The 26,053-nt window shown below is 55.4% G+C and carries 23 protein-coding genes; 14 read left to right on the top strand and 9 right to left on the bottom strand.

Annotated features, from left to right (window positions below; translation table 11 throughout):
* Window positions 1–31 precede the first annotated feature (31 nt).
* A complete protein-coding gene (locus tag QE396_RS12355; protein WP_150344049.1) occupies window positions 32–1,246 on the bottom strand; it encodes an L-dopachrome tautomerase-related protein in 1,215 nt (404 codons plus the stop codon).
* 68 nt (window positions 1,247–1,314) lie between these two features.
* A complete protein-coding gene (locus QE396_RS12350; RefSeq protein ID WP_309951216.1) occupies window positions 1,315–2,109 on the bottom strand; it encodes an SDR family oxidoreductase in 795 nt (264 codons plus the stop codon).
* 97 nt (window positions 2,110–2,206) lie between these two features.
* Between QE396_RS12350 and QE396_RS12345 the strand changes: the two genes are divergently transcribed.
* Together QE396_RS12345 and QE396_RS12340 are read left to right on the top strand one after the other, a co-directional pair.
* Window positions 2,207–3,103: a LysR family transcriptional regulator gene (locus QE396_RS12345; RefSeq protein WP_020885259.1), complete on the top strand. Its 897-nt coding sequence runs from the start codon at window positions 2,207–2,209 to the stop codon at window positions 3,101–3,103.
* A gap of 20 nt (window positions 3,104–3,123) precedes the next feature.
* The gene (locus tag QE396_RS12340; protein WP_020885258.1) at window positions 3,124–3,633 is read left to right on the top strand and encodes a hypothetical protein; all 510 of its coding nucleotides are present in this window, start codon (window positions 3,124–3,126) and stop codon (window positions 3,631–3,633) included.
* A 33-nt stretch (window positions 3,634–3,666) separates the two neighbouring features.
* Here the strand turns inward: QE396_RS12340 and QE396_RS12335 are convergent, their stop codons facing one another.
* A complete protein-coding gene (locus QE396_RS12335) occupies window positions 3,667–5,451 on the bottom strand; it encodes a diguanylate cyclase (protein WP_020885257.1) in 1,785 nt (594 codons plus the stop codon).
* Window positions 5,452–5,571: 120 nt separating this feature from the next.
* Window positions 5,572–6,681: an AI-2E family transporter gene (locus QE396_RS12330; RefSeq protein ID WP_020885256.1), complete on the bottom strand. Its 1,110-nt coding sequence runs from the start codon at window positions 6,679–6,681 to the stop codon at window positions 5,572–5,574.
* A 336-nt stretch (window positions 6,682–7,017) separates the two neighbouring features.
* Here QE396_RS12330 and mmuP point away from each other — a divergent pair, with 336 nt between their 5' ends.
* From mmuP to tauD, 6 genes are all read left to right on the top strand, one after another.
* Window positions 7,018–8,418 carry an S-methylmethionine permease gene (gene mmuP / locus QE396_RS12325; RefSeq protein ID WP_025205021.1) on the top strand — a complete coding sequence of 467 codons (1,401 nt, stop codon included), beginning with the start codon at window positions 7,018–7,020 and terminating at the stop codon, window positions 8,416–8,418.
* Window positions 8,405–9,337: a homocysteine S-methyltransferase gene (mmuM, locus tag QE396_RS12320; RefSeq protein ID WP_020885254.1), complete on the top strand. Its 933-nt coding sequence runs from the start codon at window positions 8,405–8,407 to the stop codon at window positions 9,335–9,337. The genes mmuP and mmuM overlap by 14 nt, the downstream gene beginning before the upstream one ends.
* Before the next feature lie 196 nt (window positions 9,338–9,533).
* On the top strand, window positions 9,534–10,496 hold the full coding sequence (tauA, locus tag QE396_RS12315) for a taurine ABC transporter substrate-binding protein (RefSeq protein WP_020885253.1): 963 nt from the start codon (window positions 9,534–9,536) through the stop codon (window positions 10,494–10,496).
* A 10-nt stretch (window positions 10,497–10,506) separates the two neighbouring features.
* The gene (tauB, locus tag QE396_RS12310; protein ID WP_014168801.1) at window positions 10,507–11,274 is read left to right on the top strand and encodes a taurine ABC transporter ATP-binding subunit; all 768 of its coding nucleotides are present in this window, start codon (window positions 10,507–10,509) and stop codon (window positions 11,272–11,274) included.
* On the top strand, window positions 11,271–12,098 hold the full coding sequence (tauC, locus tag QE396_RS12305) for a taurine ABC transporter permease TauC (RefSeq protein ID WP_014168802.1): 828 nt from the start codon (window positions 11,271–11,273) through the stop codon (window positions 12,096–12,098). Before tauB ends, tauC begins: the two co-directional genes overlap by 4 nt.
* Complete coding sequence (tauD, locus tag QE396_RS12300; protein ID WP_014168804.1) at window positions 12,095–12,946, top strand: taurine dioxygenase; 852 nt, start codon at window positions 12,095–12,097, stop codon at window positions 12,944–12,946. Before tauC ends, tauD begins: the two co-directional genes overlap by 4 nt.
* 44 nt (window positions 12,947–12,990) lie before the next feature.
* On the opposite strand, the gene QE396_RS12295 is transcribed toward tauD, so the two are convergent.
* Window positions 12,991–14,691, bottom strand: coding sequence for a lysophospholipid acyltransferase family protein (locus tag QE396_RS12295; protein WP_020885252.1), 1,701 nt, complete (start codon window positions 14,689–14,691; stop codon window positions 12,991–12,993).
* A gap of 132 nt (window positions 14,692–14,823) precedes the next feature.
* Window positions 14,824–15,798, bottom strand: coding sequence for a porphobilinogen synthase (hemB, locus tag QE396_RS12290; protein ID WP_020885251.1), 975 nt, complete (start codon window positions 15,796–15,798; stop codon window positions 14,824–14,826).
* Window positions 15,799–16,248: 450 nt separating this feature from the next.
* Here hemB and QE396_RS12285 point away from each other — a divergent pair, with 450 nt between their 5' ends.
* Window positions 16,249–19,023: an autotransporter outer membrane beta-barrel domain-containing protein gene (locus tag QE396_RS12285; protein ID WP_020885250.1), complete on the top strand. Its 2,775-nt coding sequence runs from the start codon at window positions 16,249–16,251 to the stop codon at window positions 19,021–19,023.
* 91 nt (window positions 19,024–19,114) lie between these two features.
* Window positions 19,115–19,738, top strand: a complete 624-nt coding sequence (locus tag QE396_RS12280) for a helix-turn-helix domain-containing protein (RefSeq protein ID WP_014168808.1) — start codon at window positions 19,115–19,117, stop codon at window positions 19,736–19,738.
* Here QE396_RS12280 and ampH read toward each other — a convergent pair.
* Window positions 19,735–20,901 carry a D-alanyl-D-alanine-carboxypeptidase/endopeptidase AmpH gene (gene ampH / locus QE396_RS12275; protein WP_020885249.1) on the bottom strand — a complete coding sequence of 389 codons (1,167 nt, stop codon included), beginning with the start codon at window positions 20,899–20,901 and terminating at the stop codon, window positions 19,735–19,737. The genes QE396_RS12280 and ampH overlap by 4 nt on opposite strands.
* Before the next feature lie 204 nt (window positions 20,902–21,105).
* Here ampH and QE396_RS12270 point away from each other — a divergent pair, with 204 nt between their 5' ends.
* The 3 genes from QE396_RS12270 (at window position 21,106) to QE396_RS12260 (ending at window position 24,083) form a co-directional block, all read left to right on the top strand.
* Window positions 21,106–21,639, top strand: a complete 534-nt coding sequence (locus QE396_RS12270; protein ID WP_020885248.1) for an isochorismatase family protein — start codon at window positions 21,106–21,108, stop codon at window positions 21,637–21,639.
* Window positions 21,640–21,750: 111 nt separating this feature from the next.
* Entirely contained in the window at window positions 21,751–22,971 is a 1,221-nt protein-coding gene (gene sbmA / locus QE396_RS12265; protein WP_014168811.1) for a peptide antibiotic transporter SbmA, read from the top strand.
* A 14-nt stretch (window positions 22,972–22,985) separates the two neighbouring features.
* The gene (locus QE396_RS12260; protein ID WP_020885247.1) at window positions 22,986–24,083 is read left to right on the top strand and encodes a DUF1615 domain-containing protein; all 1,098 of its coding nucleotides are present in this window, start codon (window positions 22,986–22,988) and stop codon (window positions 24,081–24,083) included.
* Here the strand turns inward: QE396_RS12260 and QE396_RS12255 are convergent.
* A complete protein-coding gene (locus QE396_RS12255; protein WP_020885246.1) occupies window positions 24,080–24,382 on the bottom strand; it encodes a DUF2755 family protein in 303 nt (100 codons plus the stop codon). The two genes, QE396_RS12260 and QE396_RS12255, sit on opposite strands and share 4 nt — an antisense overlap.
* Before the next feature lie 249 nt (window positions 24,383–24,631).
* Here QE396_RS12255 and QE396_RS12250 point away from each other — a divergent pair, with 249 nt between their 5' ends.
* A complete protein-coding gene (locus QE396_RS12250; RefSeq protein WP_020885245.1) occupies window positions 24,632–24,868 on the top strand; it encodes a DUF2754 family protein in 237 nt (78 codons plus the stop codon).
* Here QE396_RS12250 and ddlA read toward each other — a convergent pair.
* A complete protein-coding gene (gene ddlA / locus QE396_RS12245; RefSeq protein ID WP_020885244.1) occupies window positions 24,865–25,965 on the bottom strand; it encodes a D-alanine--D-alanine ligase in 1,101 nt (366 codons plus the stop codon). The two genes, QE396_RS12250 and ddlA, sit on opposite strands and share 4 nt — an antisense overlap.
* Window positions 25,966–26,053 lie beyond the last annotated feature (88 nt).

The following is a 26,053-nucleotide window of genomic DNA, read 5'->3' as shown; positions in this document are numbered from 1 at the left end:
GTGTTTCCAGTGCTGAGCATGCGCAGTCGCGTTACTGGTGCTTATCCTGCAACGCCTTCAGGGGTAAACGCCATACGTCATAGCGCTCCTGGCCAGGTTTGACCGCGCCAGCAAAATGGTCGTTCAGGCTGCTGGAGGTAAAGATCAGATCCCCGTTCGGATTGATGGCCGGTGTGTCCGGCCAGTGTACGCCGTCGTTTGACGCCATCAGGGTCATTGAGCCGCTCTTCGGTTTATACCTGACAATACCGTTGTGTGTCACATCGGTGATATAGAGGTTGCCTTTGGCATCGGTCACGATACCGTCGGTATTGCCTCCCACCGAACCAAGATCCCGGATCTGTGCCGCAATCTGCGCATCGTCAGCACCTGGCTTTCGCAGAATGTCAGTCGGTACCGCAAACGCATGGGTCCCTGTCGTCACCGTCCAGTAGAGCGTGCCGGTATCCGGAGACAGCGCAATACCGTTGATGCCAATCAGTAATGGATGACCTGGCCAGACTTCAGCCCCGTGCGAGACGACTTTCACACCCGGCTCAATCTGCAGGTCTGGATGACGGTCGAGCACACGTCGGGCAGTGCCGGTTGCGAAATCGGCGATGATAAGACCGACGCGGTTCTCAGGCGCACTGCGCGAGCCGCTGTCGGAGATGTAAGCGACACGGCGCGTTTCATCAACAACCACATCATTGAGGAAACTCGCCTTGCGGTCTGCCACGCCATCCAGTGGAATGCGTTTGATCGTGCGGCCGGTATTCAGATCCAGCACCATCAGTTTCTGCGAACCCACGGGGGATTCCGCTTCTCCCGCGACGAACCCCATATCCAGGGCCCACAGCCAGCCATTCTTACGGTCAATATAGAAGCCAAGCACGTTACGCAGGTTCTGGTCGGGAGCGGTTTCCACCGCATTACCCTCGCGGGACGGAAATGCCGTGAGGCGCGCCGGTCCGGTCTGCACGGTCGTATCAAGAATACTTAACGTCGCGGGCGCACCGGCTGAAACCAGTCGAGGGGTACTGACAAAGGCTCTTCCCTTTGTATCAAAGTGGATGCCTGCGATGGGCGCGTTAACCGAGCCGGAAAACGGCGTCGGCGTTTCCCCCTTCTCAGGCGTATTCCAGGTTACGCCGGTATAGCTGCGCCAGCGCTCAAGAGGGGCCTGGTTTGCTGCGCTGGCTACGCTCGCAAAAGAGAACAACATTGCCATCGCGATGGCGGACATATTACGGGTACGTTTGAACATTTCTATGCTCCGGTAAATAGGGGAAAGCAGGGGACACTGATTCCCCTCAGGTCATGACGGCTGCTGCATTAAAGAATGGAGCGGAAGGTGCCGCCTTCGACGCGCACCGCGGCACCATTAGAGGCAGCGCCCAGCGGGCTCGCCAGCAGCGCGACCATCGCGGCTATCTCATCGGCATCGATCATTCGCGCGATAAGAGAGCTGGGACGGTAGGTCTGGAAGAAATTCGCTTCGATCTCCTGGTCGGTCATACCCGGTGCAGGTGCGGTCTGGCGCAGGTATTCGATAATGCCGTCGGAGCGGGTCGCTGAAGGCAGTACGCTGTTGACCGTAACGCCCGTCCCCTTCGTGAGTTCGGCCATACCGCGCGAAACGGCGAGTTGCGCCGACTTACTGACGCCGTAATGCACCATGTCTGGCGGCGTGAACGCGGCGACTTCGCTCGACATAAATATCACCCGGCCCCAGTTGCGTTCCAGCATGCGCGGGAAGTAATGCCGTGACAGGCGAACGCCGGACATGACATTGATGTTGAACATGTTCAGCCACTCATCATCGGTGATGTCGACGAAGTCTCGGGCTTCGTAAAAGCCCAGGTTGTTGATGAGAATATCGGTGTCAGGGCAGGCCGCGATCAGGGCTTTTGCCCCCTCAGCGTTTCCCAGGTCGGCAACGATGGCGGTGACCTGCGCCTGAGGCTGAGCGGCGGTAATGTCTGCCACGGCGTTTTGCAATTTCGCGTGGTCACGACCAGTAATGGTGACGGCCACGCCATCGCGCGCCAGCGTGCGGGCGATGGCCAGACCAATCCCCGCGGTTGCGCCAGTAACGAGTGCTGTCTTACCGGTGAGTTGAAGATCCATGATTTTACCCTCTGGTGATGAATGCGCACACTTTACTCATCGCCAAACTGGAGATAAATTAGCGGAATTGAAAAACATTTGTTCCTGAAAGAGCATAATGAGCAGAAAATTCGATTATCTTGGCGATGTTGAGGTCTTCATCGCTGTCGTTGAACACGGCTCATTTACTGCTGCTGCCGTCGCCCTGTCCACCACGCCCTCGGTGTTGAGTCGTGCGGTTTCTCGCCTTGAGACGCGTCTGGGACGACAGCTTTTACAGCGAACCACCCGTCGGGTAGGCCTGACCGAGGCAGGGCGAGTCTATCTGGAGCAGGCGCGCTCTGCTTTTTCCCTGCTGGATGAAGCCGAACGTGATGGGCAGGGCCAGGAAGGCGACCTGACCGGACGCGTGCGCATGAGTGTACCGACTACCTACGGTCACTATCGTCTGCCGCCCTTGCTGGCGCAATTCTCCCAACACTACCCGCGCGTTCAGGTGGATCTGAACATCACCAACCGCAACGTCGACCTGATTGCTGAAGGGTTCGATCTGGCGATTCGTTTGGGTCAGATGCCCGACAGTGGTTTAGTCGCGCGTAAACTGGAGGATGCCGCTTTGCTGCTGGTCGCATCACCCGCGTACCTTCACAGGATGGGGACTCCGCAAACGCTGGAAGATTTGCACCGACACATGTGTCTGCCGTTTATTTTGCCGCGCACCGGTCGCATCGCTCCGTGGGTGTTTCGGGAAGACGAACGCGATGTGGACTGGCTACCCGTTTCACCTATCGAAACATCGGATGATGTGCTTGGCGTCGTCTCCCTGGCTGAACACGGTATGGGGATTTGCCAGAGCTATGAATTTATCGTCCAGGACAGGATACAGCGCGGTCAGCTGGTGGAGGTGCTTCCTCACCTTCGCGGACGCTCGCGGCCGTTCTCGGTGATCTTCGCGCCACACCGGCGCCAGTCCGCTGCCACCCGCGCGATGATTGATCTCCTGACCACGCAATAACGACAAGGGAGGGGTGCAATATGAAAAAAACGTCTTATTCGTTTTTGATTCCAGCGATTGTTGGGGTATTGACGCTGGTAATTTGTTTTATTACCTGGCGCGTAGAAATTTACCGTGTGACATTTATTAACGCTCTCGCAATGCAATACATCGCGACCGGCTCATTGCTCTTGTCGCTGGCTTTGATGGTCATTTTTATCTGGAAGGGACGATTGAAAGGTTGGCCGTTTTCTGAGCGTCTAAAAGTGTTCATTGGCACCTTTATTATCAGCATGCCTCTCGCCATTTTCGTCGTCTTTACGGCGGTTTATTTACTGGATGGGAAAGTGTCGTCCTGGAGTGCTCCTTACAAATATAAATCTGTAGGCAGATATAACTGTGAAGGGGCTGAAGTATATGAACCTGAACTGAAAGAGAAGATACGTATTTGTCACCCGATGGGCGACTATCAACTCGATAACACCTTATATGTTGAAAAACGCAGTAATGCGCTGGGTATCGTGGTGCTTTGGGCTATCACGCGCTCATGAACAGGGGAAAGCATCAGTGGCGCAACAAGACGTCTAGCCCGCCTCCAGCATCCCAAAACTTACAATCCGCGATCGACCCAGTTCTTTAGCCCGGTACAAAGCCACATCGGCTGCACGCAGCAGGTTGTCACTCTGGGCGTGCTGCGGATAGCTGGCGATACCAATCGAAACATCGACTGGCCCAATCTCCGTGAGTCCATAACGTAGCGACAACCCTTGTACGCCGTTGTAAATCTGTTGAGCACAGTCATGCGCTTCTTCTTCATCAGCACCGGAAAGCAGTACTAAAAACTCCTCCCCGCCGTAGCGGAAAGCCATTCCGTTGTCATGGGTAGCCCGCTGAACAATCGTCGCTACGCTTTTAATAACCTGATCACCCGCTTCATGGCCAAACCGGTCATTAATGCTCTTGAAGTGATCGATATCGATCATCATGCAACTCAGGGGTTCGCCGTTACGAATGGCCTGTGTCATTTGGGTATGAAGTGTATCTTCCAGATGATGGCGATTACGCAAGCCGGTCAGCGGGTCGAACAATGCTTTTTCAAGCAACGCATCGCGTAGCCGCTGGTTTGCCAGCGCCAGACCGAGCGCTTCGGCCATCAGTTCGAGATAAGCACGGGCAGGGGCATTTTCCGCGGTGATATTCTGGAATGAGAGCAGACCAATGGCCTCGCCCTGGGCAATAAGCGGCACGCACAGCGAACGATACGCCAGTGATTCCGGCAGATGATAGCAGGCGATATCCGGCTTACCGCTGAACGGGGGATGGCTCTGACCACGCCTTACTGCCCAGCATTCGTCAGGATGAAACATCATCTCCTCTCCCGTGGGGGAGAGCCACTGGGCAACGCAGCGCATCTGCCAGGGATCGCGGTCAAGGACATAGAGCCGGCCAGGGACCCCCGGGGCGATATTGGGGGCAAACATCTCCGCCACGTTGATAACATCGGTAAAGTTCTCACACCCTTGCAGCCGCTGTGTCATGCGGGCCAGCAGTTCGCGGACAGCCCAGTCGGCGTCGCGCTCTTTTTCCAGCCGTTGCCGGGCAAGGCCGTTTTCACGAAAAATACGGATCGCCTGCGCCATATCGCCAATCTCATCAATCTGATTAAAATTCGGCGTTTCGACGGCGTAATCCTGCGACGCCAGACGGTGTACCACGTCGCTCAGACGCACCACGGGGCGCAGCACGCGGCGTTTCAGGATAAAGCCCAGGACAAACAGAAACAGCAGGGCGGTCAGGCCAACCATCAGTTCAGAGGCCGTACGCAGCGCTTTCGATTTTTTGGTGGCATCCTGCACGGACGCAATCACCCGCTTGTCGAGGATCTGGCGAAAGTGATCAATCTGGTTTTGCGCGCGTTCCAGTGCCTGCTCATAGGGGGCACCATAAAGCAGGGCAATGGCCTGAGCATCTTCTCCCCGCTCTGTACTGGTGAGGGCCGTCTGCTGTTCATCCTGTAGCGCATCAATAATCTTGAGACCTTCCCGCAGCAGGGACAGCTCCTCATCGGACGCGCCGTTATCGCGCAGTTTATCCAGCCTCAGCTCGACATTTTTCAGGTTGTTCTCTGACTGGCTGTATTGTCTGAGGGTTTGCGGATCTTTTTTTATTACGTACAGGCGGGCTAAATCGGACTGCGCCCAGGCGTCGGTTTCAATATCCTCCGTCAGCTCATCAAAGCGCTGCCGCTGTTCAACGGCGTGACGTTCCACGGTGTCGGCATTGGATGCCATCAGCATGATGATGCCTGAGACAAGGGTCAGGCAGACCGTGGCACCATAGGCCCAGTTAGTTATCGTTGCGATTCGCACCTGTGGATCCTTTTACGACATGAGAAGGATGGCGTTCTTTCAAATTATAGAAAACGTTTGATTTAAGGCGAAAAAAAAGGCGGCACAGTGCCGCCTGGTGTGGTCTTTATCGTCATATCATCACAAATCTGGAGGGTTTTTTCCTTCCTCGATGAAATCCGCATCTAGCTCTTCGGCGTTACCCGCGTGATCGCGACCGGAGAACAGGTTCCAGCAGGCGATGAACAGCGCGGCGATCAGCGGCCCAATCACAAAGCCATTAATGCCGTACAGCTCCATCCCGCCAAGGGTTGAGATGAGGATCAGGTAGTCCGGCATTTTGGTGTCTTTCCCCACCAGCAATGGACGCAGGATATTGTCCACCAGCCCGACAATGATGACGAAGAAGCCAACGATAAAGAGACCCTGCCAGAGCTGATGCGTGGCGAACAGGAAGATGGCGGCCGGCACCCAGACAATGGCCGAGCCGACGGCCGGAACCAGCGAAAGGAACGCCATCAGCGCGCCCCAGAGTACGCTACCGTCAATACCAGCGATGGCAAATGCAATCCCGCCGAGCGTGCCCTGAACCACCGCCACTACCGCCGTACCTTTTACCGTTGCCCGCGAGACGCCGACGAATTTGGCGAACAGATGCTGTTTGGCAAAATCAGACAGAGGAAGCGAATCAAGGATCTGGCGTACCAGATACGGGCCATCTTTTAGCAGGAAGAACAGCAGATAAAGCATGATGCCAAAGCTGATCGCAAAGCCAAACGTCCCTTTACCAATCAGAAACGCGCTGCCGGCCAGATACTGTCCGCCCTGCAGTGCTACATCAGAGAGTTTTTTCTGGATTTGCGCCGCGTTCGTCAGGTTGTGGTCCGCAAGGAAGCCGCTGGCCCAGCCTGGCAGGTGGTTAAAGATGCTCGCCACCACTTCCGGGAATTGGGTGTTGTTCGCTTGCAGCTTGGTGTACACCACGTTCAGTTCAATGGCGAGCGATGAAAAGATCACCATCAACGGGATAAAGACGATGAGGCAGATAATGCCGATGGTTAACAGCGAAGCCAGTCCGTTGCGATCGCCCATCGCCGCGCGCAGCTTGTTTTTTACCGGGTTAAAGATAACGGTAAGAATGGCGGCCCATAAAATCGCGGAGAAGTAGGGGGAGAGCACGTCGAAGAAAGCCCAGGTGACAAGGGCGAGTATGAAGATAAAGAAACCTTTGGTCAGTCCGTTAAAGCGCATCAGTTGATCCTGTAACGATGAAACTGTGTCGACTATAGAACTGATTGAGGGATTTACCAAGAATTGCGCCACTGTAAAATCCCGCGTATGAACCCGCTCCTTACGGATACCACTTTCGACTGACCGAAGAACGCCAGGGTCCGCGCCATGCTGTAAGTATCTGCTTGCGGAGGTGCTTATGGCCTGGCGTCCGTTCCTGTATGTGATCCTCACAACCCACCCCAGACTCAGCGCGCGGCGCGCCCGATTACGTCTGGTCGTCTAGCTTTTTCTTAACAATCGCGGTATAACACACCTTCTTTGGATGTTTAGATGTCCATGCGTATAGAAGGTAATATGCAAACACAACAAGAAAATGGGCAGCTTAAGCGCACCATGAAAACACGCCACCTGATTATGCTCTCGCTGGGTGGGGTCATTGGGACAGGGCTATTCTTCAATACTGGTTATATCATTTCAACGACCGGGGCCGCGGGAACGCTGCTGGCGTACCTGATTGGCGCGCTGGTGGTCTGGCTGGTGATGCAGTGTCTGGGCGAACTTTCCGTTGCGATGCCGGAAACCGGCGCGTTTCACGTCTATGCCGCCCGCTATCTTGGCCCGGCTACAGGCTATACCGTGGCGTGGCTTTACTGGCTTACCTGGACGGTGGCGCTCGGGTCGAGCTTTACCGCCGCCGGGTTCTGTATGCAGTACTGGTTCCCCCAGGTGCCCGTCTGGACGTGGTGCGTGGTGTTCTGCGTGGTGATCTTCGGCCTTAACGTCATCTCCACGCGCTTCTTTGCCGAAGGCGAGTTCTGGTTCTCGCTGGTGAAAGTCATCACCATTATTGCCTTTATTATTCTTGGCGGTGCTGCGGTGTTTGGCTTTATCCCGATGCAGGACGGTTCTCCCGCGCCGGGCTTAACCAACCTTACCGCCGAAGGCTGGTTCCCGCACGGCGGCCTGCCCATCCTGATGACCATGGTCGCGGTGAACTTCGCCTTCTCCGGGACAGAGCTTATCGGTATCGCTGCGGGTGAGACGGAAAACCCGCACAAGGTGATTCCGGTTGCCATTCGTACCACCATTGCCCGGCTGATCATCTTCTTTATTGGTACCGTGTTTGTGCTGGCCGCGCTGATCCCGATGCATCAGGCGGGCGTGGAAAAAAGTCCGTTTGTACTGGTGTTCGAAAAGGTCGGTATTCCATACGCGGCTGATATTTTTAACTTCGTGATCCTGACGGCCATCCTGTCGGCGGCGAACTCGGGCCTGTACGCTTCTGGCCGCATGTTATGGTCGCTCTCGAATGAAAAAACGCTGCCGCGTTGCTTTGCGCGCGTTAATAAAAACGGCGTACCCATGACGGCGATTTCTGTTTCAATGCTTGGCGGCGTACTGGCGCTGTTCTCAAGCGTGGTGGCACCGGACACGGTGTTTGTCGCACTGTCCGCCATCTCAGGCTTTGCTGTGGTGGCGGTCTGGATCAGCATCTGCGCGTCGCATTTTGTCTTCCGTCGTCGCCATCTTCAGTCTGGTCAGCCGCTTTCCGCTCTGCAGTATCGCGCGCCGTGGTATCCGCTGGTGCCGGTGCTTGGCTTTATCCTCTGCGTGGTGGCCTGTGTTGGTCTGGCATTTGACCCGAGTCAGCGTATTGCCCTTTATTGCGGGCTTCCGTTTGTTGCCCTGTGTTATGGTGCCTACTACCTGACCCGAAACATGACATCGCAGGAGCCTGAACATGTCGCAGAATAATCCGCTTACCGCCATCCTTGAAAAACAGCCATTTGTGGTGCTGGATGGCGCGATGGCGACGGAACTGGAAGCGCGCGGTTGTAATCTTGCAGACAGCCTGTGGTCTGCCAAAGTGCTGGTTGAAAACCCGGATCTTATCCGCGACGTTCATCTGGACTACTATCGGGCGGGAGCGCAGGTGGCGATCACCGCCAGCTATCAGGCCACGCCTGCGGGGTTTGCCGCACGAGGCCTGGATGAGGCGCAATCCCGTGCGCTGATTGGCAAAAGCGTGGAGCTGGCGCGTAAGGCGCGCGAAGCGTATCTCGCGGAAAACCCTCATGCAGGCACGCTGCTGGTCGCGGGATCGGTTGGGCCGTATGGTGCATACCTGGCGGATGGTTCTGAGTATCGCGGTGACTACGTGCGAAGCGCAGAAGCGTTTACCGATTTCCATCGCCCGCGCGTGGAAGCGCTGCTGGATGCCGGGGCAGATCTGCTGGCCTGCGAAACGCTGCCATCCTTTGCTGAAATCAAGGCGCTGGCGGCGCTTCTGGCCGAGTATCCCCGGGCCCGGGGATGGTTCTCGTTTACCCTGCGTGACAGCGAGCACCTCAGCGACGGCACGCCGCTGCGCGATGTGATTTCTGCGCTGGAACGCTATCCGCAAATTGTGGCGCTGGGGATCAACTGTATCGCGCTGGAAAATACCACCGCGGCACTGAAACATCTTCACAGCCTCACCGCACTGCCGCTGGTGGTCTACCCGAATTCGGGGGAGCATTATGACGCCGTGACCAAAACCTGGCATCACCATGGCGAAGCTTGCGAAACGCTGGCGGGCTATTTACCCCAGTGGCTGGCGGCCGGGGCGAAGTTGATTGGAGGATGTTGCCGGACCACGCCGACAGACATTGCAGAGCTAAAGGCGCAGCGCTGATGCCGTGTGTCGTCTGATGCATTCACCTCATCCCTCTCCCGTCGGGAGAGGGAGCCAGAATAAACCCCACAAAATTCACTATCCTTTGCCACTTTTTTTCTAAAAACGAATCGGAATTAACGATTCTTTTTTATTCCTTTATCAAAATTCCTGCGCCGGAAATACTGCCCTCATAACAACAAGGGGAGCAGTCACAATGGCAATTTCATCGCGAATTACACTTCTCGGCGCGCTGGCGCTGTGGGCATTTCAGGCACAGGCGGTAGACGTTACCGTCGCGTATCAAACCTCTGCGGAACCGGCAAAAGTTGCGCAGGCGGATAACACCTTCGCCAAAGAAAGCGGCGCGAAGGTGGACTGGCGTAAATTCGACAGCGGGGCGGCCGTCGTGCGCGCATTAGCGTCCGGCGATGTGCAGATTGGCAATATCGGTTCCAGCCCGCTGGCGGTGGCTGCCAGCCAGCAGGTGCCTGTTGAGGTTTTCCTGCTGGCGTCACAGCTCGGGAGCTCTGAAGCCCTGGTCGTGAAGAAAAACATCACCCGGCCGGAAGATCTGATTGGCAAGCGCATCGCCGTGCCGTTTATCTCCACCACCCATTACAGCCTGCTGGCGGCGCTCAAACACTGGGGCATCAAGCCGGGCCAGGTGCAGATCATCAACCTGCAGCCACCCGCAATTATTGCCGCCTGGCAGCGTGGGGATATCGACGGCGCTTACGTCTGGGCACCTGCCGTGAATGAGCTGGAAAAAGACGGCACCGTGCTGACCGATTCCGAACAGGTGGGGCAGTGGGGCGCGCCGACGCTCGACGTGTGGGTCGTGCGTAAAGACTTCGCGGAGAAACACCCTGACGTGGTGAAGGCGTTTGCTAAAAGCGCCATTGACGCCCAACAGCCTTATCTCAGCAATCCCGATGCGTGGCTGAAAGAGACGGGCAATCTGGAAAAACTGTCGCGCCTGAGCGGCGTTCCGGAAGCGGACGTGCCGGGGCTGGTGAAAGGCAATACCTATCTCACGCCTGCACAACAGGTCCAGCAGCTCAATGGGCCGGTCAATAAAGCGATTGTCGATACCGCTACGTTTCTGAAAGAGCAGGGCAAAGTGCCTGCGGTGGCGACAGATTACAGCCAGTACGTGACCGATCGCTTTGTGAAATAAGGGGGAAGCGATGCTGAATATTACAAATCTGTCTGCTGATTACGGCGGTAAACCCGTGCTGGAGGAGATCAACCTGACGCTGGACAGTGGTGAATTGCTGGTCGTGCTGGGGCCGTCCGGGTGCGGCAAAACCACGCTGCTGAATCTGATCGCCGGGTTTGTACCGTATCAGCATGGCTCCATCCAGCTGGAAGGGAAACGGGTCGAGGGTCCGGGCGCAGAGCGCGGCGTGGTCTTTCAGAGTGAAGGGCTGCTTCCGTGGCGCAACGTGCAGGAAAACGTCGCCTTCGGCCTGCAGCTTGCGGGGATTCACCGTGAACAACGGCTGGCGACCGCGCGTGAGATGCTAAAAAAGGTGGGGCTGGAGGGCGCTGAAAAACGTTTTATCTGGCAGCTTTCCGGTGGCCAGCGTCAACGGGTCGGGATTGCCCGCGCGCTGGCGGCAAACCCACAGCTGTTGCTGCTGGATGAGCCGTTTGGTGCGCTGGACGCCTTCACCCGTGAGCAGATGCAAACGCTGCTTTTGCGCCTGTGGCACGAAACGGGCAAGCAGGTACTGCTGATCACCCACGATATCGAAGAGGCGGTGTTTATGGCGACCGAACTGGTGTTGCTTTCGCCGGGGCCGGGTCGTGTGCTGGAGCGGTTGCCGCTCAGCTTTGCCCGTCGCTATGTGGCCGGTGAACCGGTCCGCAGTATCAAATCCGATCCGCTGTTTATTGAACAGCGCGAATATGTTTTAAGCCGCGTATTTGAACAACGGGAGGCATTCTCATGAGCATTGTCTTCAGTGAAAAAACGCGCCGTCCTCGTCTCGCGTTACGCTGGCCGTTCTCTCGCCAGATCACGCTGAGTGCGGGCACGTTGCTGGTATTGCTCGCGGTCTGGTGGGCGGTGGCAGCGCAACAGTGGGTTAGCCCGTTGTTCCTTCCGCCACCGGGACAGGTGCTGGCGAAACTCATCACCATCGCCGGGCCGCAGGGTTTTATGGATGCCACGCTCTGGCAGCATTTAGGTGCCAGTCTGGCGCGTATTCTGGTGGCGCTGCTGGCGGCGGTAGTGATTGGCATCCCGGTGGGTATCGCGATGGGGCTGAGCCCGACGGTGCGCGGCATTCTCGATCCGCTGATTGAGCTATACCGTCCGGTCCCACCGCTGGCCTATCTGCCGCTGATGGTTATCTGGTTTGGCATCGGGGAAACCTCGAAAATTTTGCTGATTTATCTGGCGATTTTTGCCCCGGTTGCTATGTCGGCACTGGCTGGGGTGAAGAGTGCGCAGCAGGTGCGGATCCGCGCGGCGCAGTCGCTGGGTGCCAGCCGTCTTCAGGTGCTGCTGTTTGTGATTTTACCGGGCGCACTGCCGGAGATTTTAACCGGATTGCGCATTGGCCTCGGGGTGGGCTGGTCAACGCTGGTGGCGGCTGAGCTGATCGCCGCCACGCGCGGATTAGGGTTTATGGTGCAGTCGGCGGGAGAGTTTCTGGCGACTGACGTCGTGCTGGCAGGGATCGCGGTGATCGCCGTGATCGCCTTTGGATTAGAACTGGGGCTGCGCGCGCTACAGCGACGTCTGACGCCCTGGCATGGAGAAATACAATGAGTGAACGTCTGACCATCACCCCGCTGGGGCCATACATTGGTGCGCAGGTCTCCGGCCTGGACGTGACCCGTCCACTGAGCGATAACCAGTTCGAGCAGTTGTACCACGCGGTGCTGCGCCATCAGGTGGTGTTCCTGCGCGAACAGGCGATCACCCCGCAGCAGCAGCGTGCGCTGGCCCTGCGCTTCGGCGATCTGCATATTCACCCGGTCTATCCCCATGCGGAAGGCGTGGAGGAGATCATCGTGCTGGATACCCATAACGATAATCCGCCGGACAACGACAACTGGCACACCGACGTGACGTTTATCGAAACGCCACCTGCCGGGGCGATACTGGCGGCGAAGCTGTTGCCGGACACCGGTGGAGATACGCTGTGGGCCAGCGGTATCGCCGCCTTCGAGGCGCTGTCCGTGCCGTTCCGGACGCTGCTGAGCGGGTTGCGGGCCGAACATGACTTCAAAAAATCCTTCCAGGAGTACAAGTACCGGAAAAGCGAAGAGGAACATCTGCGCTGGCAGGACGCGGTCGCGAAACATCCGCCGCTGCTGCATCCGGTAGTGCGTACGCACCCGGTAACCGGTAAGCAGGCGTTATTTGTGAACGAAGGCTTTACGACGCGGATCGTAGACGTGACGGAAAAAGAGAGCGATGCGCTGTTAAGCTTCCTGTTTGCCCATATCACCAGGCCGGAATTTCAGGTGCGCTGGCGATGGCAGGAGAACGATCTGGCGATCTGGGACAATCGCGTGACGCAACACTATGCGAACGCAGATTATCTGCCGCAGCGTCGGATTATGCAGCGGGCGACGATTTTAGGGGATAAACCGTTTTACCGTGCGGGCTGATGCCTTCACCTGACCCTCTCCCGACGGGAGAGGGGAAAGCAGGGTTACAAATGCGCCTCAATATAGCGCTGATAGCGGTTCGCCTTCAGATAACACAAATCCACCAGCACCAGGCCGTCAACGCAGTTGTTGAATGCCGGGTCGCTCCCGAAATCAATAAACTGTACGCCACCCGGTTCACACAGCTCGGAATACTGCTTGTAGAGCGGCGGAATGCCGCAGCCCAGATTGCCGAGCAGGGATTTTAGCTTCGTCAGATCGTCGACATAATCCACGCCGCCAAACTGCGCCAGCACGTCCGGAAGCGATGCCGGGTAGGGCTGGCGTGACGCCGCGAGTGGATGGCTTGCCGGGAACCAGAGGCGGTAAAACGCCACCAGCAGATCCCGCGCGGCGGGCGGTAAGCCGCCGGAAATCGAGACCGGACCAAACAGATAGCGGTAGTGGGGATAACGCGCCAGATAGGCACCAATGCCTGACCACAGATAGTCCAGACCGCGGCGTCCCCAGTAGCGCGGCTGAATAAAGCTGCGCCCGAGCTCAATGCCGTGCTCCAGCACATCCTGCATTTTGTCGTCGTAGTGGAACAGGCTGTAGCTGTACAGTCCTTCCGGCCCCCGACGCTCCACTTGTCTGGCGGTGGGCATAAAGCGATACGCACCGACAATCTCCAGATCCTCATCGTCCCATAAGATCAGATGCAGATAATCATCATCGTAGCTGTCAGTGTCCCGGCGCTTACCGCTCCCTTCTTCCACCGCGCGAAACGCAATCTCACGCAGGCGGCCCAGTTCGCGTAGCAGTGGCGCCTCTTCCTGGCCGTTACGCTGCCAGAGATAGATGGATTTGCCATCGCCGGTTTTGCCCAGACATTCAGCCTGCGCCAGCTCGCGTTTTAGCGTTGCCCGGTCTTCCGGACGGGCAATGGCGCACTGGGTTTTAAAGACGCCAGGCACTCCCTTGCCAAGACGTATCACGTGCTGACGGCACTTTTCGGCCATCTCACGCGACGAAAGGGTGGCGCTATACCAGTCACTCCAGGCAATCTGCTGACCGATTGTAATCGGCAGCTGGCTATGGCGACGGCGGAACATCTGCTGCATCAGCAGCAGCATGGATAACGTCGGCGACACCAGCGTGCTGGCATAAAAGAGGAGGCTGTTGTGCGCCTGAATATGTACCGGCAGCAGCGGGGCGCGCAGTTTGGTGGCGAGTTTGATAAATCCCGAGTGCCATTTTTTATCGCGAATGCCTTTTCGCGTCGGCCGGGAAACTTCACCCGCCGGGAAGAAGATCAGCACGCCCGCGTTTTGCAGATGTTGTTCCATCTGTACCAGCGACGTTTTTGCCGTTCTGCCGCCCATATTATCGACCGGGATAAACAGCGAGCTTAGCGGCTCCAGGTGGGTCAGCATCCGGTTGGTCACGACTTTGACATCGCGTCGCACGCGCGAGACGGCGTACATTAGCGCCAGCCCGTCCAGAGTACCTGTCGGGTGGTTGGCAATGATAACCAGAGGGCCATGTTCGGGGATTTGTTCGAGATCGCGGGCGGAAACGGTGCAGAGAATATCAAGGTGCTCCAGAACTTGCTCCACCATATCCAGTCCTTTCAGGTGGCGGTGTGCTGCGGCAAATTGCTGGAATTCTTCTTCGTAAAACAGCCTTTTTAACAGACTTTTTTGCCAGGGTGCCGGCCTCGCCTGAGGCCAAAGGTCATCGAGAACGCTATCGAGACTAAACATGATCACTCCTCCTGCCGTCTTGCGATGACAGTAGAAGGGGGAGATGTCGGTTGTATTGCAGTTTGGTGAAGTTTCGTGAGGCAGGGAGAGCAGGCCGGGTCAGGCGAAACCGCCCCCCGGCACCGTTGCGCCTTAGCGCAGAATTTTCTTCTCAGCCAGATCCAGCGCAAAGTAGCTGAAGATCAGATCCGCACCCGCGCGTTTGATCGCACCCAGGCTTTCCAGGATCACTTTCTCTTCATCGATCGCACCCGCCATGGCGGCGAATTTGATCATCGCGTACTCGCCGCTGACCTGGTACGCGCCCAGCGGCAGCGAGGTGCGTTCGCGAATATCACGCAGGATGTCAAGATAGGCTCCCGCCGGTTTCACCATCAGGGCGTCTGCGCCCTGGGCTTCATCGAGCAGGGATTCACGGATAGCTTCCCGACGGTTGAGCGGGTTCATCTGATACGTTTTACGGTCGCCTTTCAGCGCCGTACCGGCTGCTTCACGGAACGGGCCGTAGAAAGAGGAGGCAAATTTGGTGGAGTAGGACATGATGGCCGTGTCGGTAAAACCGGCAGCATCCAGCGCCTGGCGGATAGCCTGCACCTGCCCGTCCATCGCAGCCGATGGCGCGATGAAATCAGCACCCGCAGCGGCAGCAACCACCGCCTGCTTACCAAGATTCAGCAGGGTAGCATCGTTATCCACACCGTGATCGCACAGCACGCCGCAGTGGCCGTGAGAGGTATATTCGCAGAAACAGGTGTCGGACATCACGACCATTTCCGGCACGGTCTCTTTGCAAATGCGCGACATACGGGCGACCAGACCGTCCTCTTTCCAGGCATCGCTGCCGGTGGCGTCGGTATGATGGGAGATGCCGAAGGTCATCACCGAGCGGATCCCTGCATTGGCGATACGTTCGATTTCACGCGCCAGATGTTTTTCAGGAATGCGCATCACGCCAGGCATGGCTTCGATGGCCTTGTAGTCGTCAATCTCTTCTTCGACAAAAATCGGCAACACCAGATCGTTTAAGGTCAGTGTTGTCTCTTCAAACATAGCGCGTAGTGCGGGTGACTTGCGCAGGCGACGGGGACGAGCAATTAAATCGGTCATGGTATGCCTGAGGTTTGTGGAACAAAGAGGGTTAGTGTACCTCAAAGTGAAAGAAGGTGTTTTACCAAAGTGGGCATTTTGTCGAGGGGGAAATCCCGATGCCAACGCGTCACGCGATCAATAATATATGCCTTTCCACTGGCGTTAATTGTTCACGAAATATTGGTTTTATTTCTATGATGAAGTAAATATATCATTGAAAATGATCTATTTATTTTTATTATATTTTTTATCTTTATAAGAGGGTGTTTTAACTGCCTGTTTTATAATGATTATTGATGGCATTGCATCGCTTCTGCATTATTTTCATGTTGTTTGTCTGAATGCGGACTTAATGGAATGATTCATTGAACCTTTTCAGATTGAAAATGCATAATTCCCTCCGCAATTAAGTATTGCAAAATCGTTAGATGGACAAACTTGCTTACGTCCCTGAGGAGGGATGACCCAATGCAAACATGGAAAAAGAAACTGGTTGTATCACAACTTGCATTAGCCTGCACCCTGGCTATCGCTTCTCAGGCCAATGCGAAGGATATTTCTGGTACGACATATAATACCTTCGGATATGATAATACGGCAGCTGCACCCTGGTATTATGGTTACGCTGACTGGGATTACTCTGATGCGACGCACGATGGTGATATTTATCCGGTGATTAATAAATCCACCGTGAATGGTGTTATATCAACCTATTATTTGGATGATGGTATCAATGGTCGGGCGAATGCGCTGAGCATTTCCAACAGCACCATTAATGGCATGATCACCTCAGAATGCATGACCGCGTCATGTGCTGATGGCGTGGATACAGACGGCACAACCCATTCTCAATACGACCGTTTTAGCCTGACCGTCGATAACTCCACGATCAATGATACTTACGAGCATTATGCGTATGACGTTGTGAACGGGGAAAATACGGAAACGCACTATCTGGACACCTATGCGCTGGGCAATGCAATTACCCTGGATGTGGAATCGGATATTGTTATTCAGAATAACTCTCACATCGCCGGCATTACCCTGACTCAGGGGTATCAGGAACTGGATAATACCCCGTATGACGGTGTGGAAGGTGTGGCGAACAGCAGCAATGTCTTTACCGACACGCTGCTGGTGAAAGACTCGGTGCTGACCTCTGGCGCATACAGTGACCTGGGCACCAGCGGGTTCTATGGTCAAACCGCGAAGCCGAGTGATTACGGTGAAACCAATGCCACTGCGGCTGACGACGCGGCGCTGATTGTTGCTGCCAGTGCGTCTGACAACGCGATGCAGACCACCGCCACGTTTGATCACTCCACGATCACCGGCGATATCCTGTTCTCCAGTACCTTCGATAACAACTTCTACCCGAACGGCGATCCGGCAACCGATACGACGGCTGACGGTATATACAACCCAACCACCAACGGCTGGGATGACACCGATAAGCTGGACGTCACGCTGACTAATGGCAGCAAATGGGTCGGCGCAGCGCAGTCCAGCGTTGAGGCCATCGGCACCGCCCAGATGTATGGCCTGGGCTACAGTGACGTTGACTGGCGCACCCTCTCTCCAGATAGCATCTGGCCGGATTCCACTTTCGACAATAATGGACATGTCGCGGGTGAAGCGGTCTATCAGAGCGGTCTGTTCAACGTCACGCTGGATAACGGCTCTGAGTGGGATACCCGTAAGCTCTCTAACATCGACACGCTGACGGTGAATAATCATTCGCAGGTCAATGTTGAAAACTCGGGCCTGCTGGCTGATTCCATCACCCTGTCCAATGCTTCATCTCTGAACATCGGTGACAATGGTGCCGTGGCAACCGACAGCCTCTATCTGGACAGCGACAGCCGTGCGGCCCTGACAGAGGAAACCGCGGAGCTGTATGCCAATACCATTACCGTGGACAACGGTGCGGAGCTGTCTCTCGGCCTCGGCCAGGTGGATACGCACAATATGGTGTTAACGGATGGCGGCGTGCTGAACGTGGCCAGCCGTGATTACGTGTTGAACAGCGATCTGAACAACGCCCGCTATATCACCAACGATATGAGCAAAGCCGATTACGACTACGGCGTTGTGGCACTCAACGCTGACGGCCATCTGGCCGTGAATGGTGACGTGGCAGGGAATTACGCCGTGCGTATCGACAACGCCTCCGGCGCCGGCTCTGTTGCTGACTATAAAGGCCAGGAGATTATCCGTGTTTATGACAACAACACGGAGACCCGCGCCAGCTTCACTGCGGCAAATAAAGCCGATTTAGGGGCATATACTTATCAGGCGCAGCAGAAAGGCGACACTGTTGTTCTGCAACAGCAAGCGCTAACCGATTATGCCAACATGGCGCTGAGCATCCCGTCTGCCAACACCAACATCTGGAATCTGCAGCAGGATGCAGTTAGCGCGCGTCTGACCAACAGCCGTCATGGCCTGGCGGATAACGGCGGCGCATGGGTAAGCTACGTTGGCGGCAACTTCGACGGCGATAATGGCGTTATCAGCTACGATCAGGACGTGAGCGGTATCATGGTTGGTCTGGATACCCTGATTGACGGTAATAATGCGAAGTGGATCGTCGGGGGTGCGGCAGGTTTCGCCAAAGGCGATATCAGCGATCGCACCGGTCAGGTGGATCAGGACAGCCAGACGGCAATGATGTACGCGTCCGCGAAGTTTGCGAACGATCTGTTCATCGACAGTTCCCTGAGCTACACCCGATTCAACAACGATCTTTCCGCGACCATGAGCAATGGTCAGTATGTTGACGGTAACACCACCACCGACGCCGTTGGTTTTGGGTTGAAACTGGGCTATGACTGGAAACCAAACCTCTCTGGTTATGTGACGCCATACGCGGCCGTGTCGGGTCTGTTCCAGTCCGGTGATGATTATCGCCTCAGCAACGACATGCGCATGGATAGTCAATCCTATGACAGCCTGCGTTACGAAGCGGGTGTGGATGCCGGTTACACCTTTAACTACGGCGGTGACCAGGCACTTACGCCTTACTTCAAACTCGCTTATGTCTATGTCGACGCTGGTAACGATGCCGATGTTAACGGTGACAGCATTGATAATGGCGTGAAAGGCTCCGCAGTGCGGGTTGGTCTGGGTACCCAGTTTAGCTTTACGAAGAACTTCAGTGCTTACACTGATGCCACTTATCTGGGCGGCGGTGACGTTGACCAGAACTGGGGCGCAAATCTGGGTGTGAAATATACCTGGTAATAAATAAAAGCGGGGGATAAGCCCCCGCTTTTTTATAGATGACAATAAAAAATAATAGTGAACCGACAAATACGGATGTCTTGAGGTCTGCATGAACGTTAATGCGAAACCACTTTCTGAATTAAGCCGGCTCGAAGCATGTTTGATAGCAGCCAGTACCCCGTTTAAATCTGCTCCACAGCAATTAATTACCTCGGGCAAGGGGAGTGAGCCTTGTACCTACGTATTCCAGACCGGCGTTATTGAAGTTTATCGTCATTCAGACGATCTGCTGGTTGGCATTGCGTCAGCCCCTTTTATTTTTGGCCTGTCTGCCGTAGTGATTAACCACAGTCAGGAATACAGAGTCACTGCCAAAACGGCCTGTACCGGTTTTTATTTGCCCGCGGCGACCACCCGTCAACTCATTCAACAGCATTCGCTCTGGAAAGACGCGTTTTGCTGGTTATCCTGGATAAATTACATTCTGGGCAAACGCGACAGGCAGCTGGTGGGAAATAACTCCTATCACCAGATCCGCGCAATGCTGCTGAATATGGCCGAGTGGGATGAAACGCTGCGTTCAAAAATTGGTGTGATGAATCATATACAACAAAGCACGCGTATTTCACGCTCTGTCGTTGCCGAAGTGCTCGCTGCTTTGCGACAAGGCAACTACATCAATATGAGCCGGGGCAAACTGGTCAGCATCAACCGTTTGCCCACGGAATATTAAGGCTGTATGGAGGCGGTGAGCACCTGGGCTTTATTGGCGCTCAGCTCAGCCACCAGGTTATTGATGCCATCGCTCATATTGACGAAACGCGTATTTGGAGAGCGGGTGACGACCACAAACGCGCCCACGTTGGACTGCGGGATCATCGCCATATAGGTGATGAATCCACCGCCGCCACCGGTTTTCTGAATAATGCCCGGTCGGCCATTTTTGGGTGCCATATAGACCCAGCCCATGCCCAGCGCGTCGGCTTTACCCGGTACGTCCATGCCGATCACGCGGTGCAACTGGCTACGCTGGTAAATCAGGGTCTGCATGCGATCGGCCTGGTGACTGCGCGCATAGAAATCTGATGAGAGGAACTGCTGCATCCAGCGCATCATGTCGCCTGGCGTTGAATAGACCCCGCCACTGCCGATGGCTGCCAGGGTGTTATTACACGGGCTTGCGCCTTTCTCTGCCACCATCAGGCGTCGGCACTGATCCGGAGAAGGGGTAAAGGTGGTGTCCTTCATGCCGAGCGGGCGCGTTATCTGCTCTTCAAAGAGCTGCGGGTAAGGTTTGCCTGCTGCCGTCGAGAGCGCATCTGCCAGCAGGTCAAATGCCAGGTTTGAGTAAGATGCCTGTGAACCCGGTGCCGATTTCAGCGTGGCGGTGCTCAGGTAGTTCCAGCGCTGTTCGCGCGTTGGCCAGACAAAAACGTCACGGTGCGCCGCGCCGCCGGGTTGTTCGCGAGGCAGCGCGCTGGTATGGGTGGCAAGGTTTACCAGCGTGATGGGCGTGCCCTGATAGGTTGGAACGCGTGCGCCTGGCGGCGCATATTTGCTGAGCGGATCGTCGAGCTTGACCACGCCCTGATCGAGTAATTTCACCAGCATTTCGCTGGTCATCAGCTTGGTTAAGGACGCAATGCGGATCACGGAATCCAGCTGCGGGTGAACGTTATTTCCCGGTCGCGTTTCGCCAAAGCTGCGAAATACGCGCTGGTTGCCGTCGATGACCACCATCGCCATCCCGGTCGCGCCACTGCCGTAATAGATAAGGTTCGCGTAGCGATCGGCAATATCTGAAGCCAAAACGGGGGCCGTCAGCGGCTGAGCTGCCTGGGCGGTGGAGAAGCTCACCGCACACAGCGCGGCAAAAGAGAGCAGACAACGTTTCAACGAAAAGCATCCATGAATTGAATGAGAAAAGTAATGGGTATTTATACTACTAAAGCGCACGGTGCAATGCCCCGAATTGCATAACGATAGCGAGAAAAACGTAACCATGGGTAAATAAGCATAATTTCCTGGCGACCAGTCTCCCATTTTGTGACATCGGCCGTATGATAGAGGCCAGTGTCACTCAATCTTGCGGAGAACGATATGTCAGTGAAGCGTGTGGTTATGGTTGTCGATATGCAGCAAGGGGTGTTTGCAACGCCGCGTTACCAGCGCGAAAAATGTGTTTCGCTTATCAATCAGCTCACGCAGGCTGCCGAACGGGTGATTTTTATTCAGCATACCGGTGAAGGCGGTCTGGAAGAGGGGAGCGAAGGGTTTGCGCTGCTGCCTGAACTCCATCAGCCCGCTGACGCGCTTTACGTCACCAAGACTGCCTGCGATGCATTTTATAACACCGCACTTGAAGCGGTGCTGCGCGAGCAAGGTATTCGCGAGTTTGTCATCTGCGGCTGTGCCACCGATTACTGTGTCGACGCGACCATCAAGAACGGGGTCAGCCGTGGCTATCACATTACCGTGGCGGAAGATGCCCATACCACGGCTAATCGTCCGGCAGCCGACGCGCCCATTCTGATTAACCATTACAACGACGTCTGGCGTGACTTTATTGCGCCGGCCAATCCTCTCACGGTGAAACGCACCGAAACAATTCTCGAAAACTGGAAAGCGAACTAATAATTAACCCTCGGGTCTGACCTTTTTGCCTGCGCCGTCTGGCTCAGGCGAGATTTTCGTGTGGTGATGTGTTGAGCACAGCAACAGCCATAACAACAAGAAGGAAGCATTATGTTTAAGTCTTTTTTCCCAAAGCCGGGGCCTTTTTTCCTGTCGGCATTTATTTGGGCACTGATCGCTGTCATTTTCTGGCAGGCTGGCGGCGGGGCGTGGCTGGCCCGCATTACGGGCGCAACGGGTGACGTCCCGATCAGCGCCGCTCGCTTCTGGTCGCTTAGCTATCTGCTGTTTTACGCCTACTACATGGTATGCGTTGGCCTGTTCGCCCTGTTCTGGTTTGTCTATGCGCCGCACCGCTGGCAATACTGGTCGATTCTGGGAACCTCGCTGATTATCTTTGTGACCTGGTTCCTGGTGGAAGTGGGGGTGGCAGTAAACGCCTGGTATGCCCCGTTCTACGACCTTATCCAGACCGCGCTGAGTTCGCCGCATAAGGTAACCATTAACCAGTTTTACCATGAGGTGGGCATTTTCCTCGGTATCGCATTGATTGCGGTGGTGATCGGGGTGATGAACAACTTCTTCGTCAGCCACTACGTTTTCCGCTGGCGTACCGCGATGAACGAACACTATATGGCGCACTGGCAACACCTGCGTCATATCGAAGGTGCAGCACAGCGTGTGCAGGAAGACACCATGCGTTTTGCCTCCACCCTTGAAGACATGGGCGTCAGCTTTATCAACGCCATCATGACGCTGATTGCCTTCCTGCCGGTGCTGGTGACGCTCTCGGCTCACGTGCCGGATCTGCCTCTTGTCGGTCATCTGCCGTATGGGCTGGTGATTGCGGCGATTGTCTGGTCTCTGATGGGGACGGGGCTGCTGGCGGTGGTCGGGATTAAGCTGCCGGGGCTGGAGTTTAAAAATCAACGCGTGGAAGCGGCTTATCGTAAAGAGCTGGTCTACGGTGAAGATGATGCTAACCGCGCCTCACCACCAACCGTACGCGAGCTGTTTGGTGCCGTGCGTCGCAACTATTTCCGTCTCTACTTCCACTATATGTATTTCAATATTGCACGCATTTTGTATCTGCAGGTCGATAACGTTTTCGGTTTGTTCCTGCTGTTCCCGTCCATCGTTGCGGGTACGATTACGCTCGGTCTGATGACCCAGATAACTAACGTTTTTGGTCAGGTGCGTGGCTCATTCCAGTACCTGATCAGCTCCTGGACCACGCTGGTGGAACTGATGTCCATCTATAAACGTTTACGCAGCTTTGAGCGTGAGCTGGACGGCCAGGAACTGCAGGAAGTTACCAATACATTTAGCTAATACAGGGAGTTGCTATGACCTTTGCCGTACCGCGTGCGTTACCGTTGTCCTTACTGGCCGCTCTGGTGCTGGTGGGGTGTGCCGAAAAAGGGGCCGCTCCGCTTAAAGAAGGGGAGAAGCCTGTTGATGTGGCAAGCGTTGTGCGGCAAAAAATGCCCGCCAGCGTGAAAGATCGCAATGCATGGGCGGATGCGCTGGCAAAAACCTTTGAAAGCCAGAAGATTGCCCCTACCGAGGAGAACATCTGCTCGGTACTGGCGGTGGCGCAGCAGGAGTCAATGTACCAGTCAGACCCGGTCGTGCCGGGTCTGAACAAAATAGCCTGGAAAGAGATCGACCGCCGTGCGCAATCGATGCATATCCCGGTATTTCTCGTGCATACCGCGTTTAAAATCACCTCGCCAAATGGAAAAAGCTACAGCGAACGGCTGGACACGGTAAAAACCGAGAAACAGCTCAGCGCCATCTTTGATGATTTCATCAGCATGGTGCCGATGGGGCAGACACTGTTTGGTTCACTTAACCCGGTACACACCGGCGGGCCGATGCAGGTCAGCATTGCCTTTGCGGAAAAGCATACCGACGGCTACCCGTGGAAAATCGACGGTACGGTGCGTCAGGAGGTCTTCTCCCTGCGTGGCGGCCTGTGGTTCGGCACTTATCATCTGCTGAACTATCCGGCGAATTACAGTGAGCCGCTGTACCGCTTTGCGGACTTTAACGCGGGCTGGTATGCCAGTCGTAACGCGGCATTTCAGAATGCGGTCAGCCGCGCGAGCGGCGTGAAGCTGGCACTGGATGGCGATCTTATTGCCTATGGCAGCAGCGAGGCTGGCACCACGGAGCGGGCGGTGCGGAAATTATCGAACAGGCTTGACATGAGTGACAGCGACATTCGCCATCAGCTTGAGAAAGGCGATAGTCTGGCGTTTGAGAAAACCGATCTGTACAAGAAAGTCTTTACGCTTGCAGAACAGAAAAGTGGGAAAACATTACCGAGGGCAATCCTGCCGGGTATTCAGCTGGAAAGCCCGAAGATCACGCGTAACCTGACAACCGCCTGGTTCGCAAAACGCGTGGATGACCGCCGGGCTCGCTGTATGGGGCTTTAAAAGCGACGGCGAAAACGCAGTACTAATGCCACAACGCCTAAAATCATACACCCTGCGAGGAAAGGAATCAGGCCAAACAGGGTGCTTACGCCAAAGCCAATTTCCACTCGCGGGCGTCCGTTATCCTGCACCTGCATCAGGTGTTCATAGACTCCTGGTGCATGAACCAGCATATTGAGTAGCTGCGAACCCGCCCAGAAACAGAACAAGACAAACAGGGCATAAGCGATATTACCCGCCGTGGAGGTTTTTGGTTGTTTACCGCCAAAAATCGGTTTCGACAATGTAAAGTCAGCCATCACGACCTCCCGATAAATCACTCTGTTTTATATGCGTCTTACAGGGTGAGTTTGACAGGTCATAGCATTTGTCAATATCAGAATCGTGTTAATTTACCCTAAGGAATTCTCCTGGATTGTCGAATTCTGCAGCGCATCACAATTTCTTAACTTAATTGAAACAACAGCGTGTTTCAGAATTTCCGCATCAGCCACAGACCTCGTCATAAATCTGTGAGAGGATATCTTTTTTTCCTGCCGGAGTTTGTCATGAAGCTCACTTCCAAACTACGCCGTGACTGGCATTACTACGCCTTTGCTATTGGGCTGATCTTTATTCTTAACGGTGTCGTGGGGCTGTTGGGATTTGAAGCAAAAGGGTGGCAAACGTATGCCGTGGGTCTGGTGACCTGGGTTATCAGCTTCTGGCTGGCGGGGATGATTATCCGCCGTCGTCCTGAAGAGACGACAGCGGATGAGACGGAAACGGCGAAGAGTCCCGATTAACCGTTTACGGAGCTTTTCAGGGCGCTGTCCGCAGCATGACGCTCCAGCGCCAGTTCAATCAGGCGGGTGATAAGTGCTGAGTAGCTAAGCCCGCTGGCCTGCCACAGTTTTGGATACATGCTGATGTTGGTGAAGCCTGGCAGGGTGTTGATTTCATTAATCACCACCTCGTTTTCAGGCGTCAGGAACACATCCACGCGCGCCATGCCGCTGCAGCCGAGCGTCTGATAAGCGTTAATCGCGATCGCGCGGATCTTATCGTTGATTGCCGGATCGATATTCGCAGGCACAACAACCTGGGCGCCTTTATCATCAATGTATTTGGTGTCGTAAGAGTAGAAATCACTGTTTAACACCACTTCACCGCAGGTGCTTGCCTGTGGGAAATCGTTGCCCAGCACGGCGCACTCAATTTCGCGGCCTTTGATGCCCTGCTCAACCACCACTTTATGGTCAAACTCAAACGCCAGGCTGACCGCTTGCGTGAACTGCGCTTCGCTTGTCACCTTGCTGACCCCGACGGAAGACCCCTGGTTTGCGGGTTTCACAAACAGCGGCAGGCCCAGCTGACCGGAAATCTGAGCGAAGCTGTGTTGGTCACGGTTGGCGCGGGTGAGGGTGACAAACGGCGCAATATTCAGCCCCGCATCACGCAGCAGGCGCTTGGTGACGTCTTTATCCATGCAGGCAGCGGAACCCAGCACATCAGAACCGACAAACGGCAGGTTGGCCATGCGCAGCATCCCCTGCAGCGAACCATCTTCGCCAAGGGTGCCATGAACGATAGGGAAGACCACGTCAATCTGGGCAAGAGACTGCGCATTACCGGCGTCGATGAGTTGCCCTTGCACCACGCCGGGTACGGTCGCGACGCTGATTGCAGAAGGATTGAGGGCGATATGCGCCGGATCGTCAGCATTTAACAGATACTGGCTGGCATCGTTGACATGCCACTGCCCCTGTTTATCTATGCCCAGCAGCACCACGTCGAAACGGCTTTTATCGATTGCATCGACGATATTTTTGGCCGATTGCAATGAAACCTCGTGCTCCGCTGATTTTCCCCCAAAGACAATACCTACGCGCTGCTTTGCCATCTCACTCTCTTCCAGTCTGACGAAAAACCAATAACATACCACGATGCCCAGCGGGTTTCGCGGCCTTCTGCCATAATGTTTTGGGGAA

The sequence above is a fragment of the Enterobacter sp. SORGH_AS_0287 genome, from assembly GCF_031453695.1.
In the GTDB taxonomy this organism is placed as follows: domain Bacteria; phylum Pseudomonadota; class Gammaproteobacteria; order Enterobacterales; family Enterobacteriaceae; genus Enterobacter; species Enterobacter ludwigii.
Note: the sequence above shows the minus strand (reverse complement) of the source record. Positions and strands in the feature narration are given on the sequence as shown.